Source organism: Candidatus Binataceae bacterium (assembly GCA_035500095.1).
In the GTDB taxonomy this organism is placed as follows: Bacteria; Desulfobacterota; Binatia; order Binatales; family Binataceae; genus JAKAVN01.
Window position 1 is genome coordinate 1 of record DATJXN010000020.1, and the last position, 15,152, is coordinate 15,152.

General features: G+C 67.9%; 14 protein-coding genes. 13 read left to right on the forward strand and 1 reads right to left on the reverse strand.

Going from position 1 to position 15,152, the window contains the following annotated elements:
* On the reverse strand, window positions 1–262 hold a 262-nt coding region (locus VMI09_02835), incomplete at its 3' end, for a hypothetical protein (protein HTQ23604.1).
* A gap of 218 nt (window positions 263–480) precedes the next feature.
* On the opposite strand from VMI09_02835, the gene mraZ reads away from it, so the two are divergent.
* The 13 genes from mraZ to ftsA all read left to right on the forward strand — a co-directional run bounded on the left by mraZ (window position 481) and on the right by ftsA (window position 15,082).
* The gene (mraZ, locus tag VMI09_02840; GenBank protein HTQ23605.1) at window positions 481–930 is read left to right on the forward strand and encodes a division/cell wall cluster transcriptional repressor MraZ; all 450 of its coding nucleotides are present in this window, start codon (window positions 481–483) and stop codon (window positions 928–930) included.
* Between the two features lie 9 nt (window positions 931–939).
* On the forward strand, window positions 940–1,857 hold the full coding sequence (rsmH, locus tag VMI09_02845; protein HTQ23606.1) for a 16S rRNA (cytosine(1402)-N(4))-methyltransferase RsmH: 918 nt from the start codon (window positions 940–942) through the stop codon (window positions 1,855–1,857).
* Window positions 1,854–2,144: a hypothetical protein gene (locus VMI09_02850; protein ID HTQ23607.1), complete on the forward strand. Its 291-nt coding sequence runs from the start codon at window positions 1,854–1,856 to the stop codon at window positions 2,142–2,144. The genes rsmH and VMI09_02850 overlap by 4 nt, the downstream gene beginning before the upstream one ends.
* Window positions 2,141–4,252 (forward strand): penicillin-binding protein, encoded by a 2,112-nt coding sequence (locus VMI09_02855; GenBank protein ID HTQ23608.1) that lies wholly within the window; start codon window positions 2,141–2,143, stop codon window positions 4,250–4,252. Before VMI09_02850 ends, VMI09_02855 begins: the two co-directional genes overlap by 4 nt.
* Window positions 4,249–5,790 carry a UDP-N-acetylmuramoyl-L-alanyl-D-glutamate--2,6-diaminopimelate ligase gene (locus VMI09_02860; protein HTQ23609.1) on the forward strand — a complete coding sequence of 514 codons (1,542 nt, stop codon included), beginning with the start codon at window positions 4,249–4,251 and terminating at the stop codon, window positions 5,788–5,790. The genes VMI09_02855 and VMI09_02860 overlap by 4 nt, the downstream gene beginning before the upstream one ends.
* Before the next feature lie 284 nt (window positions 5,791–6,074).
* A complete protein-coding gene (mraY, locus tag VMI09_02865) occupies window positions 6,075–7,154 on the forward strand; it encodes a phospho-N-acetylmuramoyl-pentapeptide-transferase (GenBank protein HTQ23610.1) in 1,080 nt (359 codons plus the stop codon).
* 10 nt (window positions 7,155–7,164) lie between these two features.
* Complete coding sequence (gene murD, locus VMI09_02870; protein HTQ23611.1) at window positions 7,165–8,499, forward strand: UDP-N-acetylmuramoyl-L-alanine--D-glutamate ligase; 1,335 nt, start codon at window positions 7,165–7,167, stop codon at window positions 8,497–8,499.
* On the forward strand, window positions 8,453–9,601 hold the full coding sequence (gene ftsW / locus VMI09_02875; protein ID HTQ23612.1) for a putative lipid II flippase FtsW: 1,149 nt from the start codon (window positions 8,453–8,455) through the stop codon (window positions 9,599–9,601). The genes murD and ftsW overlap by 47 nt, the downstream gene beginning before the upstream one ends.
* Window positions 9,598–10,683 (forward strand): undecaprenyldiphospho-muramoylpentapeptide beta-N-acetylglucosaminyltransferase, encoded by a 1,086-nt coding sequence (gene murG, locus VMI09_02880; protein ID HTQ23613.1) that lies wholly within the window; start codon window positions 9,598–9,600, stop codon window positions 10,681–10,683. The genes ftsW and murG overlap by 4 nt, the downstream gene beginning before the upstream one ends.
* Window positions 10,680–12,140 carry a UDP-N-acetylmuramate--L-alanine ligase gene (murC, locus tag VMI09_02885; protein ID HTQ23614.1) on the forward strand — a complete coding sequence of 487 codons (1,461 nt, stop codon included), beginning with the start codon at window positions 10,680–10,682 and terminating at the stop codon, window positions 12,138–12,140. Before murG ends, murC begins: the two co-directional genes overlap by 4 nt.
* Complete coding sequence (gene murB, locus VMI09_02890) at window positions 12,127–13,029, forward strand: UDP-N-acetylmuramate dehydrogenase (protein HTQ23615.1); 903 nt, start codon at window positions 12,127–12,129, stop codon at window positions 13,027–13,029. Before murC ends, murB begins: the two co-directional genes overlap by 14 nt.
* A gap of 68 nt (window positions 13,030–13,097) precedes the next feature.
* A complete protein-coding gene (locus VMI09_02895; protein HTQ23616.1) occupies window positions 13,098–13,862 on the forward strand; it encodes a cell division protein FtsQ/DivIB in 765 nt (254 codons plus the stop codon).
* A 5-nt stretch (window positions 13,863–13,867) separates the two neighbouring features.
* Entirely contained in the window at window positions 13,868–15,082 is a 1,215-nt protein-coding gene (ftsA, locus tag VMI09_02900; protein HTQ23617.1) for a cell division protein FtsA, read from the forward strand.
* Window positions 15,083–15,152: the final 70 nt, after the last annotated feature.

Here is a 15,152-nt window from a genome sequence, read left to right on the forward strand (position 1 = left end):
TGCGATCGATGAGTACCCGCCAGTCGCCGGCCACCACCGTCCAGTCCTGCGGGATCGAATAGCCGCGGTCGTGATCGAAATCCCAGTTCTTTGCGCTCGCGGCGCTCGTGGCGCCGGTCGAATAAAAGGGCTGATCGTCAGCCGCCGCAACAACCCCTGACGCTGTCCAGCCACCGAGGCCAAACGCCGCGTTCGCCGCCAACGCACCACCAAGCGCGGCCGCCCATAGCGCCGGACGCAATACGTACTTCTTCTCGGTCATCTCCGCCCACCTTCTCCGAAAGCCGAAACGATAGGAAACAGGCGGGGTCGATTCTTTTGGATATGCGCCTACGATGTCAAGAAGCAGACAAGTTTCGTATTTTATTCGCTTTGGCTATTCGGCGGAGTATCGTCGATTTTTACCACTGCGCGGCATTGAGATTGACTTGACTGTGGTGGGAGCGAGTGGGATGTTGTGGGAGGCAGGGGGAAGGCGCGGTGTTCAGCGGACGTTTCGACCATACGACGGACGAAAAGGGGCGGGTCAGTATCCCCGTCCGGTTCCGCGAACAGCTGCAGCGCGACGGCCACGAGAGTCTCATCATCACAAATTGGATCTACCAGAAAGAGCGATGCCTTGCGCTATTTCCTCCCAGCCAGTGGACAAGGCTCATCGGCAAGATTAGTCAGCGGGGAAGCCTCGACCCCTCGACGCAGACTCTCCAGATGTACTTCGTCGGCGGCGCGCATGAAGTTCAGGTGGATCGCCAGGGAAGAATACTGATTCCGCCCCGCCTTCGCGAATATGCCCGGCTCGATCGCGAGGTCACCTTCAACGCCCTGATCGATCATTTTCAGCTCTGGGACAAGGCCATGCTGCAGCGGATGGCGGACGCCGTAGAGCAGCAGATGATGGATCCGGAATTCGTCGGGAAGCTCAACCTGTAAAGGATGGGGATGGCGCTGGCAGCGGAAGCGAATGCGGGAGCGGATCGGTTGCATCTGCCGGTGATGCCCGGCGAGGTGCGCGATCTGCTCTGCGCGGGCGAGCGGCGCCTGATCGTCGATGCCACGCTCGGCACCGGCGGGCACGCCGAGCTGCTGCTGGAGGCGAGCGGCGCCGCGCTGCTCGGTCTCGATCGCGATCCCCGGGCGCTGGAGACCGCCGGCGAGCGGCTTCGCCGTTTTGGTTCGCGCGTGACACTTCGCCATTGTGACTTCGCCGAGATCGATCGCGCGGTCACCGAGGCCGGGCTGGGCGCGCCCGACGCGATTCTGGCCGATCTTGGGATGAGCAGCTTCGCTCTCGACGATCCCGAGCGGGGGTTCAGCTTCAGAAACGAAGGTCCGCTGGACATGCGGATGGATCCCGCGGCGCCGCTCAGCGCCTACGATTTGCTCAACGAGGAAGGGGAGGACGAACTCGCGCGGATCATCCGCGAGTTCGGCGAGGAGCGCGCCGCGCGGCGGATCGCGCGGGCGATTGTGGAGGCCCGCCGTCGGCGTCCGTTGACGACTACCACGGAACTGCGCGCGGTGATCGAACGGGCGGCCGGCACACGCCATCGCGGCGCGATCCATCCGGCGACCCGCACGTTCCAGGCGCTGCGGATCGCGGTCAACCATGAACTCGAAAGCCTCGCCGCGTTTCTCGAAAGCGCCCCGGGTTGCCTTGCCGCCGGCGGCCGCCTCGCGGTTATCGCCTATCACTCGCTCGAGGATCGCCCGGTCAAGCATCGCCTTCGCGAGCTCGTGGCCGGCGGGGGGTTCGCCGCGCTGACGCGCAAGGCGCTTCGCCCCACGGCTTCTGAATGCGCGCACAACCCGCGCGCGCGGAGCGCTCGGCTCCGCGCCGTCGAACGGGGGCCGCAATGAGCCGCGCGCGCGTGAGACCCGCGCGTCCGCCCTCGCGGCTGCTGCAAGCCGTCGCGGCGCTCGGCGTCGTTGCGCTGGGATTCGCGACGCTGATGGTGCGTCTCGAAGTCATGCAAGAGGGCTACCGGCTCTCGGCGCTGCGCAGCGACAACCTCAAACTGGAAGATGACAACCGCAACCTGCGCCTCGGCGTCGCCGAACTCGCCTCGCGCGAGCGCCTGCGCGGGCTCGCGCCTAAATTCAAGCTTGGCCCGCCCACGCCCGGCCAGGTGGTGACGCTGCCATGAACGAGCCGTTCAAGAAACGCCGCGGGCGGATCGGCGCGTTGATGGTCGTGCTCGGCGCGTTGTTCGTGCTGATCGCGCTCAGGCTCGCGGCGCTGGTGATCTTCGACGGGCCGCGCCTGACTTCGCTCGCGCGCAGCGAACACACGGGCGAAGTGGCGCTCGCGGCGCCGCGTGGGCCGCTGGTCGATCGCAACGGAGAGGCGCTTGCGCTTTCGGCCGAGACCCGGTCGATGTATGCGCGGCCGGCGCAGCTCCTGGCCGCGGCGACGCCCGCGCAGCGCCGCTCGCTCGCCGTCGCACTCGGCATCACGGCCTCCGAACTGGAGGCGAAGCTCCATCGCACGGCGCCCTTCGTCTGGCTGCGGCGCCATCTGCCGCCCGCCCAGTCGCAGGCGGCGGAAGCGCTGGGCCTCGACGGAACGGGCGCGCTCAGCGAATACAAAAGGTTCTATCCGGAGAGCACCCTGGCCGCGCCGGTGGTGGGGTTGGCGGGGATGGATGGCCAGGGTCTCTCCGGCCTCGAATTGGAATACGACCGGCTCATTCGCGGCGAGCCTGTAGTGCTGCGTTTTTATCATGACGCGCTCGGCCATCCGATCTTCGACAGTCCGCTTGCGCTCAAGACGCCTGAGCCGGGCGCGCGCCTGGTGCTGACGCTCGACGCGCGCATCCAGGCGCTCGCTGAGAGCGATTTGGCCGCCGAGGTGCGCGCGAGCGGCGCGCGGCGCGGCGCCGCCGTGGTACTCGATCCGTTCAGCGGCCAGGTGCTGGCGCTCGCCAATGTCGCGGCCGACGGCGCGAGTATCGGCGAACGTCTGCACGATACGGCGGTGCAGGACGCCTTCGAGCCGGGCTCGACGATGAAGGGTCTGCTCGCCTCGATCGCGCTGCAGGACGGCGCGGCCTCCCTCAATCAGCGCATCTATTGCGAGAACGGCGCCTATACGGTCGCCGGCCGCGTGATCCACGACGACAGTCCCCACGGATGGCTCGACCTCGGCGGGATTATCGAAGTCTCCTCGAATATCGGCGCGTCGAAGATCGCGCTCAAACTGGGCGCCGATCGGTTTTACAACGGCTTGCGCGCCTTCGGCCTCGGCGGCCGCAGCGGAATCGACCTGCCCGGCGAGGCTCCCGGTATTCTGCGCAAGCCTGCGTCGTGGCGCGAGATCGATCTCGCCAATCACGGCTTCGGCCAGGGCGTCGGCGTCACGCCGATCCAGCTCGCGGTCGCCTACGCGGCGATCGCCAACGGCGGCTACCTGGTCCGCCCTTACGTAGTGAAGGCCGCTTACGACGCCGCGGGCCGCCCGCTCCTGACGCATACGCCCGAGGCGCTGCATCGCGTGATCTCGCCCGCCGTCGCGCACACGATGAACCGCCTGCTGCAGGGCGTGGTCAACGGCCCTGACGGCACCGGGCGGCTTGCGCGCGTGAGCGATTTCGTTGTCGCGGGCAAGACCGGCACGGCGCAGATGGTGAATCCCGCAACCGGCGCGTACTACCAGAGCCGGCTGGTCGCGTCGTTCGTCGGCTTTTTACCCGCCGACGATCCGCGCCTGGTGATCCTGGTCGTGCTTTACGACGTCGCCCACGGGCACTTCGGAGGATTGACCGCCGCGCCGGTGTTCAGCCAGATCGCCTCGGGCGCGCTAAGCGACTTGAATGTCGCTCCACGAGCTACGCACTACGACGTGGCGAGCCTGCTGCCGGGCGCCCCGGGGGCGAGCGACGATTCGCCGGCTGAATCGGCTCACGCGCTGCCGGAATCGGCATTCGGCGGCGACGATCCGACGGGGGCGGCGCTCGCCGGCAGCGATCGGATCCCCGATTTCAGCGGGCTTAGCCTCAGGCGCGCCTTCGCGCTGGCCGGCCGCCGCCATCTCAACCTCGAGGTCGAAGGCGACGGCTACGTCGTAGCGCAGCAGCCCGCGCCGGGTTCGGCAATCGGCGCCGGCAGCCTGACGCTGCGGCTTGCGCCGGTGGTTGCGGATGCGCGCACGGACGATACGTCTTCGGTAACTGACTTGACGCATGGCCCGCGGACGGCGTCGGCGCACCCCCTTGCGCCGGCGCCGCGCCGTGCACATAACGGGCGCAAACGATGAGGCTTGCCGAACTGATAGCGGGCGAGCCCGGTCTGCGCGTTCACGGCGAGGCGAGCGTGGAAGTCGCGGGGCTCAACTACGACTCGCGGCGGGTTAAACCGGGGGACGTTTTTTTCACACTGGCGCGGGACGCCGGACAGGCCCGCGCCAACACTGATGATGCATTGAACCGCGGGGCGCGCGTGGTGGTGATGATGAAGGGGTGGGACGGTGAAGGCGCGCGCCCCGCGGTAACCGTTGTCGAGTGCGAGCAGCCGCGCCGGCTGATGGGCGCGGCCGCCTCGCGCTTTTTCGACGCGCCGAGCCGCCGGCTCGAACTGGTCGGCGTCACCGGCACCAGCGGCAAGACCACGACCGCGTACATGCTCGCGTCGATCTTCGAGGCTGCGGGCGCGCCGCCGGGAGTGATCGGCACGATCGGAATCTTCGTCGGCCCGCGCAAAATCTACAGCGGCCTGACCACGCCCGAGTCACTCGATTTCGAGTCCGCGCTCGCCGACATGGAGCGCGCCGGCGTGCGGCGCGTGGCGGCCGAGATTTCGTCGATCGGTCTCGCCGAGGGGCGCGTCGACGAGTTGAGCTTTCGGGCCTGCGTTTTCACCAATCTTGGCCGCGACCATCTCGACTATCACGGCACTCAGGAGCAGTACTTCGCAGCCAAGCTGCGTCTGTTCAGCGAACTGCTTCCGCGCAGCACCTGGCGCGACGCGGTCGCGGTGGTGCGCGGCGACGATCCTTTCGGCCGTCGCATCCTCGACGCGGTCAATGACCGCCCTTTACGCAAGATAAGCTTCGGCCTCGCGCCCGACCTCGACGTTCATCCGCTCAGTTACACCGCCGGGATCGACGGGATCCGCGCCTCGATCGCCGCGCTCGACCGGCGGATCGAAGTGCGCTCGCCGCTGCTCGGCGAGATCAATCTGCTCAACATTCTTGGCGCCTCCGCTGTGTCGGTGGCCCTGGGCATCGAAACGGATGTGGTCGCGGAAGGGTTGCGGCGATGCCCAGGGGCCCCCGGCAGACTGGAGGCGGTACCCGGCCCGCCCGGTGTGACCGTGCTGGTCGATTACGCGCACAAGCCCGACGCGCTCGAGGCGGTGCTGCGTGCGCTGCGTGGACTCGAGCCGCGGCGGATTCTGTGCATCTTCGGCTGCGGCGGCGATCGCGACCGCGGCAAGCGCCCGTTGATGGGCGCAATCGCGGGACGGATGGCGGATCTTGCGATCCTCACCTCGGATAACCCGCGCAGCGAGGATCCGCTGGCGATCATCGCCGAGGTCGAGGCTGGCCTTAGCGCCGGCGGGCTTCGCCGGATCGCGCCCGAGGCTGCAGGCAGCGCGCCCGGTTACCTCGTCGAGCCGGACCGACGCGGGGCGATAGCGCTCGGACTTGGCCTCGCGGCGCCGGGCGACATCGTACTGATCGCGGGCAAGGGCCATGAAGACTATCAACTGGTCGCGGGACGGCGGCTCGATTTCGATGACCGCGCCGTGGTGCGCGCGCTCGTGGCCGAGCGCGGGCATGAACGCGGTGCATAAGGCTGAGGAGGGCGGGGGTTGCGGGTGGCGTACTGAGGGAGGCCTTCGGTCGGAGGTGGTGGATGGGCGGTTGGGTGGCCGATCGAAGGCTTGCCTCGGGATTCCAGGCTGCAAAGGATGGTGCGTTACGTACCGCGCCGACGGGGTTCGGCGCTCGCCGCCGGGCGGCTTGAGGCTGCCCGGCGCGCGCGCGCACGCGGGCGGCAACGATCGACCGGCATTTATAACCGCGCATCTTGCGCTGCCGGGGCCGCGGCCAGCACACTCGAAGACGGGTTTTCCCGATGCTCTACATCCTGCTCTTTCCGCTGCACGCGCATTACGTGGGCTTCAATGTTCTGCGCTACGAAACTTTCCGTTCGGTGCTTGCGGGGCTCTCGGCGCTGGCGCTGGCCCTGGCCGAGGGGCCGCGGCTGATCGAGCGCTTTCGCGCGGCGCAAATCGGCCAGACCATCCGCGCCGAGGTTCCGCAGAGCCATCAGAAGAAAGCGGGCACGCCCACGATGGGCGGGCTGCTAATCCTCAGCACCGCGCTCATCGCCACGATCCTCTTCGCCAATCCAACCAATCCGTACGTGTGGATGGCGATCGCGGTGACGGTCGCCTTCGGCGCTATCGGCTTCACCGACGATCTGCTGAAACTGCGCCGCGGCAAAGGCCAGGGCCTGAGCGGACCGCAGAAGCTCTTCTGGCAGTTCGCCTGCGCGTTCGTCGTCTCGTTCATGCTCTTCGCGGTGCTGCGCTTCGACACCACGCTCAACGTTCCCTTTTTCAAGAACCTCCATCCCAACCTGCCGCGATGGCTTTACGTGGTGTTCGCGATGTTCGTGATGGTGGCGTGCTCGAACGCGGTCAACGTGACCGACGGACTCGACGGCCTGGCGATCGGTCCCGTGATGACGGTCGCGTTCTGCTATTGGACCTTCACCTATGTCGCGGGCAATCTGAAATTCTCCGCTTACCTCGACATCCCGCACGTGGTGGGCGCGGGCGAACTCGCGATTTTCTGCGCCGCGCTGATCGCCGCCTCGCTGGGTTTTCTCTGGTACAACGCCTACCCGGCCTCGATGATGATGGGCGACGTCGGTGCGCTTGGGCTGGGCGGCGCGCTGGGGATCGTCGCCGTGCTGTCCAAGCAGGAACTGGTGCTGCCCATCGCGGGCGGCATCTTCGTGATCGAGGCCGTGTCGGTCATCATCCAGCGCTACTACTACAAGGCGACGCATCGGCGGATTTTCCGCATGGCGCCCCTGCATCACCATTTCGAGCTGGGCGGATGGCCCGAGACGCAGGTGGTCGTGCGCTTCTGGATAATCTCAATCATCTGCGGACTGGTCGCGCTGAGCACGCTCAAGCTGCGTTGAGAAGCGGGCGATGGATTTTGCGGGTAAGCGCGTGATGGTGGTCGGACTCGGCGTAAGCGGACTCGCCGCCGCACGACTGCTCGCGGCTCGCGGCGCGCATCTCGTGATGACCGATCTTCGTCCGGAGCTGGGGCTCGGCGCCGGCGGCGCTTCGCCGCCGCCCGGCGAAGTTCATCTCGGCCCTGAAGACCCCGCTTGGCTTGAGGGCGTTGATCTGGTGGTTACAAGCCCCGGCGTGCCGCCGGCCTCCATTCTGCTCACCGAAGCCGCTCGCCGGCGTATCCCGGTAATCGGCGAGTTGGAGCTCGGCAGCCGTTTCGTCGCCGCGCCGATCATCGCGGTCACCGGAACCAACGGCAAGAGCACTGTGACGACGCTTATCGGCGAGATCTTCAGGGCCGCGGGGCGACGCGTATTCGTCGGCGGCAACCTCGGCACGCCGCTGACCGAGGCTGCCGGCGGAGAGTTCGACGCGATCGTGGTCGAGGTCTCGAGCTACCAGCTCGAGCGCACCGAGCGGTTCAAACCGCACGTGGGCGTCCATCTGAACCTCGCCGAGGATCATCTCGACCGCTACAAGGATCTCGACGAGTACGGCGTTGCCAAGGCGCGGCTGTTCCGCATGCAGGACCGTTACGACTGGGCGATCCTGAACCGCGACGATCCGCGGGTGTGGTTTTTGCGCGTAAAGGCGGCCGCGCAGGTGATGAGCTTCGGCCTGGGTCCGGCCGAGACTACTCCCGCGATCGGCTGCGACGGCAGCGATCTGATTTTCGACATTCGCACCCGCCACGGCCGTATCGGGCTTAGGCGTATGCGGCTTGCGGGGCGTCACAATATCGCCAATGCGATGGCGGCGGCGGCCGCCGCGCTCGTGAGCGGTATCGAACCGGGCGCGATTGAGGCGGCGCTCGCGGACTTCGCGGGCCTGCCGCATCGGATGGAATTCGTCGCCGAGCGCACCGGCGTGACCTATATCGACGACTCCAAGGGAACCAACGTGGCTTCCGTGGTCGAGGCGCTGGCGGCGGCGCGCGCGCCGGTGATCCTGATCGCCGGCGGCATGGACAAGGGCGGCGACTACGCGCCGCTGCGCGCGCCGCTTGCGGAGAAGACGCGGCTTTTGATTCTGATCGGCGCGGCGCGCGACAAGATGGGCGCCGCGCTCGAAGGGGCAACCGAAATCGAACTCGCTGAGACCCTGGACGAGGCGGTGCGGCGCGCGGCCGCGGTCGCAGATCGCGGCGACACGGTGCTGCTCTCGCCGGCCTGCTCGAGTTTCGATCAATTCAAGAACTATGCGGAGCGCGGGCGAATATTTCAGGAGCTGGTTCGGGCGCTTTGAGTCGGTCGCCCGGCCGCAGCTCGACCCCTGGCTGTATGTGCCGGCGGCGGCGCTGGCGGTGCTCGGCCTGCTGATGGTGCTCAACACCACCTATTTTCTCGGGCTGGAGAAGACCGGCGACGCGTTTCACTTCTTCAAGCTTCAGCTCGGTCATATCGCGGCCGGACTGGTGGTGCTCGCGCTGCTCTCGCAGCTCTCGCTGCGCGGCCTGCACCGGCTGGTCGTGCCGCTGATGGTCGTGGCGGTGGTGATGCTGCTGGCGCTCTGGATACCCGGGCTCGGCGTGATGCGGGGCGGCGCGCGCCGCTGGCTCAGGCTCGGGCCGCTGCTGGCGGAGCCGTCGGAGCTGGCCAAGTTTGCGATCGTCTTCTTCCTGGCCGATTTCCTGAGCCGCCGCCAGGAACGGATGGCTGTCTTCGCGAGCGGCCCGCTACCGGCTTTTATCGCCGTGGGTCCCCTCGCGCTGCTCATCCTGAAGCAGCCGGACTTCGGCAACACGGTGATGATCGTGATGCTGCTGTTCGCGATGCTGTTCGCCGGGGGCGCGCGGCTTAAACATCTCGGTGCCGCCGGCGGCGGCGCGCTTGCCGTGCTTGCGCTCCAGGCTGTAGCAAAACCCTACAGGATGCGCCGGCTGAGCACCTTTCTCGACCCCTGGCAGACCGCCCGCGGCGCCGGCTTCCAGCTGATTCAATCCTTCATCGCGCTCGGCGCCGGCGGCGGATGGGGCGTCGGACTGGGCGCCGGCCAGCAGAAGATGTTCTACCTGCCGCAGGCCCATACCGATTTCGTTTTCGCCGTGGTGGGCGAAGAATTTGGTCTGCTCGGCGCGGTTGTGGTGCTGGTCCTGTTCGGCGCGATCCTGGTGCGCGGAATGCGCGTTGCGCATGCGGAGCCCGACCCGTTCGCGAGCCTGCTTGCGGTCGGGCTGACTGCGCTGCTCACCCTGCAGGCGCTGGTCAACATGGCGGTGGTGATCGGGCTGGTGCCGACCAAGGGCCTGCCGCTGCCATTTTTGAGCTACGGCGGGACGGCGATGGTGATGGCGATGGCTGCCCTGGGCACTTTGCTCGCGCTTGCGCGCAGGCCGGCGGTGCGATGAAAGTGATAATCGCGGGCGGCGGTACCGGCGGACATCTCTTTCCCGCGGTCGCAGTGGGCGAAGCGATGATGCGCGAGCGGCCCGAGACCGAGGTCATGTTCGTCGGCACCACGGCGGGGCTGGAGGCGCGATGGATGCCGCAGAGCGGCTTGCGCTATGAGCTCTTTCCGGTCCATGGAATTCGCGGCCACAGCCTGGTCGAACGGATGAAGGCGCTCGTCGAGTTCTTTGCGGCCCTTGCAAGGGCGCGCCGGCTGCTCGGCTCGTGCGGCGCCGACTTGGTGGTGGGCGCGGGCGGTTACGCCTCGGCGCCGATGGCGATGGCGGCGATTCTGGCGCGCAAGCCGCTGGTGCTGATGGAAGAGAACACGCGGCCGGGGCTGTCGAACCGGATGCTCTGGCGCTTCGCCAAAAAGGTCTGTGTCGGATTTGACGAATCCGCGGCGCTCTTTAATTCGCCTAAGGTCGTAGTGAGCGGCAATCCGGTGCGCTTTGCTATCGAGCCTTCGCCTTACAAGGTTCACGATCCGCTGCAAATCCTTGTTTTAGGCGGCTCGACCGGAGCGCATCGCCTCAACGAAGGCGTAATCAATGCCTTGAGAAATCTGCGAGAAGGTGTTATAAAAATCGCTCTGGTCCACCAGACAGGAGAGGCGGATGTGGGGCTGGTGAAGGGTGGATACGCCGCGCTCGGCTGCCGGGCGCAGGTGATTCCGTTTATCGACGACATGGCGACCGCGCTCGACCGCGCCGATCTGCTCGTCGCGCGTTCCGGCGCGATGACGGTTTCGGAAGTCGCGCTCGCCGGCCGCCCCGCGATCTTCGTTCCCTATCCATTCCATCGCGACCGCCAGCAGGAACTCAACGCGCGCGTGCTGGAGCGCCGCGGCGCCGCAGTGATCGTTCTCGACGACGAGAACCTGGGGGAAAATCTTGCCGCGGCGCTGCGCGAACTCGCCGCCGATCCGGCTCGGCTTGAGTGGATGGCGTCGGCGGCGCGCACCGCGGCAAAACCGGACGCGGCGCGCGCGATCGCAAAGCTGTGCTTCGAGCTTGGCGCGGAGGAGCGCGCAGCCGCATGAGCGAGACGCTCGCAAAGGGATTGCTCGGCCGTCAGCGTCGCCTGCATTTCATCGGCGTCGGCGGCGCCGGAATGAGCGGAATCGCGGAGTTATCGCTGCGGCTCGGCTTCGCGGTCAGCGGCTGCGACGCGCGCCAGAGCCCGACCACCGACTGGCTGGCCGCGCTCGGCGTGCAGGTCTTCCACGGGCATCATCCGGACCACGTCGCCGCGCATCTCACGGATTGCGTCGCAGACGCGATCACCCAGCGCCTCGATGCCGTGGTGATTTCCTCGGCAGTGAAGTTTTCCAATCCCGAAGTCGCGCGTGCCCGCGCGCTGCAGATCCCGGTGATTGCGCGCGCCGAGATGCTCGGCGAGTTGCTCCGCATGGTGCGCCTCGGCGTGGCGGTCGCCGGTACCCACGGCAAGACCACCACCACTTCGCTGGTAGGACTCATCATGGAGGAGGCCGGACTCGACCCGACCGTGGCGGTTGGCGGCAATCTCCGCGCGCGCGGCAGCAACGTGCGCCTGGGCGGCGGCGATTACATGGTGGCTGAGGCTGACGAGAGCGATGCGTCGTTTCTGCTGTTGCTCCCGACGATCGCGGTCGTCACCAATATCGATCCCGAACATCTCGACCACTACGGCACGATGGACCGGGTGCGCGAAGCCTATCTCAACTTCATCAACCGCGTGCCCTTTTACGGCCTCGCCGTGCTCGGGATCGACAGCATCAATGTGCGCGGACTGCTCCCCTCCGTGCGCAAGCCCGTGCTGACTTACGGCGTCGCGCACGACGCCGATTTGCGCGCCGAGAATATCGTGATCGACGGTCTCTCGACGCGCTTCACGGTGATCCGCGCGGGCCGCGAACTGGGCATGGTCGAGGTGCCGACGCCGGGGCGCCACATCGCGCTGAACGCGCTTGCGGCCGTGGGCGTCGCGCTCGCGGTGGGGATCGACTTCAACGTCGCGGCGCGGGCGCTCGGGTCGTTTTCGGGCATCAGCCGGCGCTTCGAGATCAAGGGCGAGGCGGCGGGCCGGATCGTGCTCGACGACTACGCGCATCATCCGGCGGAAGTGCGGGCGACGCTGGGCGCCGCACGCGCCGCGTTCAAGCGCCGCGTCGTGGCCGTCTTCCAGCCGCATCGCTATACGCGGCTGCGCGACCTGTTCGACGATTTTCTCGGCGCCTTCGACGACGCCGACGTGCTCTATCTGTGCGAGGTTTACGCGGCGGGCGAGGAGCCGCTGGCCGACGTTTCCGCGCGGCGGCTCTACGAGGCGCTGCGCGCGCGCGGCCATCTGGACGTGCGCTACCTCGGCGACGAGCCGGATCCGGCGGTCCGGCTCGCGGCGGATACGATGGCCGGCGATCTGCTGGTGACGCTCGGCGCCGGCGACGTTTATCATATCGGCGAAGCCGTGCTGCAAAATCTCGGCTACGCGACCAAGACCCATGAACCCGCTTGAGCAGGAATTGCGCGCCCGCTTTGGCGCCCGGCTGCGCACCCGGGCGCCGCTTGCCGAGCTTACCTCGTTTCGTATCGGCGGCCCCGCCGACGCGCTGCTCGTGGTCGAAAGCGAAGACGAACTGTGCACCGCGATGGCGGCGGCGTGGCGCGAGCGTGTGCCGGCGTTCTGCCTTGGCGCCGGCACCAATCTGCTGGTCAGCGATCGCGGCGTGCGCGGGCTCGTGATTCACCTCGGCGAGGGGTTCAAGAATCTTGACTTCGAGGGCGTCAAGGTGCACGCGGGCGCGGCCGCGCAGTTCGGCGCGCTGGTGCTGGAAGCGGTCGAGCGTGGGCTTAAGGGGCTCGAGTTCGGCGAAGGCATTCCCGGAAGCGTCGGCGGCGGGCTGGTGATGAACGCGGGCGCATTCGGCGGCGAAATCGCGCGGGTGGTCAGGCTGGTCCACGGAGTCGACGAGCAGGGACGCTCGGTCGCGTTAAGCGGCGCCGAGGTCAAGTTTTCCTATCGCCGCACCCAGCTTCCGCCGCGCTTCGTGATAACGCGGGTGGATTTCGAGCTGGAGCAAGGCGATCGCGATCAGCTGCGCACGCGGGTGGCGGAAGTCAAGGCCAAGCGCGCGGCGCGTCAGCCGCGCAGCCTGCCCAACGCGGGTTCGATCTTCAAAAATCCGCCCGGCGCGTTCGCGGGACGATTGCTGGAGAACGCGGGGCTCAAGGGGACGCGGCTTGGGGCGGCGGCGTTTTCGACCGAGCACGCGAATTTTATCGTCAACCTGGGCGGCGCGCGCGCCGAAGACGTGCGCGCGCTGATCGAGCTTGCGCGCAGCCGGGTCAGGGAGCAGAGCGGAGTGGCTCTGGAAGCCGAAGTGCGCATGGTTGGGGAATGGTGATCGCAAAGTTCTGATCGGCGGGCGGCGAGCGGCTCGCCGTATGAGTGCGGAGGCGTGGGGCGGCGGCAGTGGCGAAGCAGGCGGTAGCGAAGCGGAACAGGAAGACGCCGGCGGCAACCAGGAATTCCTGGGGCTGGTCGAGCAAAGCGCTCGGCCTAGTGCTATGCGCGTTCTTCGTGTTCGGCATGGCGACCGGGCTGAGCCCCGCGGGCCGCGCGCTCGCGGCCCGCGGGCGCGTGGCGCTTGCCTCTTGCTGGGCGCAGGCTGCAGCGACATTCGCCGAGTTGCGCGATCGCACGACCGAAAGCGCGATGCTCGCGCCGCTGCCGCACGCGGCGTCCGGCGACGCGGTAGCGCTGGTCGAGCGTCACGACGGCTTCTATGCGCTCTTTGGCGACGGCGAGCTTCGCGGCCCTGTTCCGGCGGCGCGCGCGGGCGATCTGCCGATCCTGAGCGGCGCGGCGGCGCAGACGGCGCGCGCGCACGATCTCGTGCGCTACGCGGCCGCGCTGGTGCGCTCCGAGGTGGCCCTTGCCGGTCTGGTCTCGGAGATGCGGCTTGACGGCGACGGCACCGCGTCGCTCTTCTTCGATCGTTCGCACACCGAATTGCGAATCGACCTCGACGGCGCGCCGGCGCAACTGCGGCGCGCGACCGAGGTGCTCGGCCAATGGCGCGGGCATGAGCAGCAGGTCGCGCTTCTCGACATGACCACGCCGGGGCAGGCGGTGGTGAGGCTGCGCGCTCAGGCGCCGCGCGCGACCGCGCAGGCCGCGGGCTCCGTGCGTAGGGTTGCCGTGCGCGCCCGCGCGGGCGGGAGCGGGCGGAGATGAGAAACGTGCTGACGGCGTTGGATGTCGGGACGAGCAAGGTTTGCGCGCTCGTCGCCGAGTCGCTGCCCGAGGGCGGCGGCGCGACCGTGCTCGGCTATGGCGTTGCGCCCTGCACCGGGCTGCGCAAGGGCGTGGTGGTGAATATCGAGGCCACGGTCGAGGCGATCCGCACGGCCGTGGCCGAGGCAGAAAAGAGCGCGGGCGTGCGCGTGGGCGCGGCGGTTGTGGGCGAGGCCGGCGCGCACGTGCGCGGGCTCAACAGCCACGGAATCGTCGCGGTGCGCGGCGGCGAAGTCAGCCCGCGCGATGTCGAGCGCGTGATCGACGCGGCACGGGCGGTCGCGATTCCGCTCGATCGCCAGGTCCTCCATATCCTGCCGCAGCAATTCGCGGTGGACGACCAGGAAGGCGTGCGTGACCCGGTCGGGATGGCCGGGGTGCGGCTCGAGGCGCGCATCCATATCGTTACCGCGGCGCAGAGCTACGGCCAGAACCTGACCAAGTGCTGCGAGCGCGCCAATATCACGCCGCTCGAGATCGTCTTCGAGCCGCTCGCCTCGGCCGACGCGGCGCTCTTTCCCGAAGAGCGCGAACTTGGCGTCGCGCTGCTCGACATCGGAGGCGGCACCACCGATATCGTCGTGTTTCACGGCGGCGCGGCGATGCATACGGCGGTCCTGCCGCTTGGCGGCAACCATCTGACCAGCGACGTCGCCGCGGGCCTGCGCACGCCGCTCAACGAGGCCGAGCGGCTGAAGATAAGCTATGGCGTCGCGACCAACTCCGTGGTCGGGCGCGACCAGACGGTTCAGGTGCCGGGCGTCGGCGGACGCTCGCCGCGCGTGATCGCGCGCCGCCTCCTCGGCGAAATCATCGAGCCGCGGATGGAAGAGATTTTCACGATGGCGCAGCGCGAGGTGATGCGCTCGGGAGTCGCCGACAGCCTCGCCTCGGGCCTGGTCCTGGTCGGCGGCTCGTCGCTGCTCGAGGGCACGCAGGAGCTGGCGGAACGGATCTTCGGGCTGCCGGTGCGCCGCGGCCTGCCGATCAATTTGAAGGGCATGCCCGAGGATCTGATGAAGCCGGCGTACACGACCGCGGCCGGCCTGCTGCTGCACGCGGCGGGCGCGAACGGCGCGAGCGTTAACGGAACAATACGGGGAGGGCGGCTTGGACGGCTGCGCTCGCTCGTTTCGGACTGGATGAGAGACTTTTTCTAGGGGCGGTGGGGATGGCAGACGCGTCTTCAGCTAGCCGCTGAGTGCCGCGCATATGGTGGAGGAGGTTGAA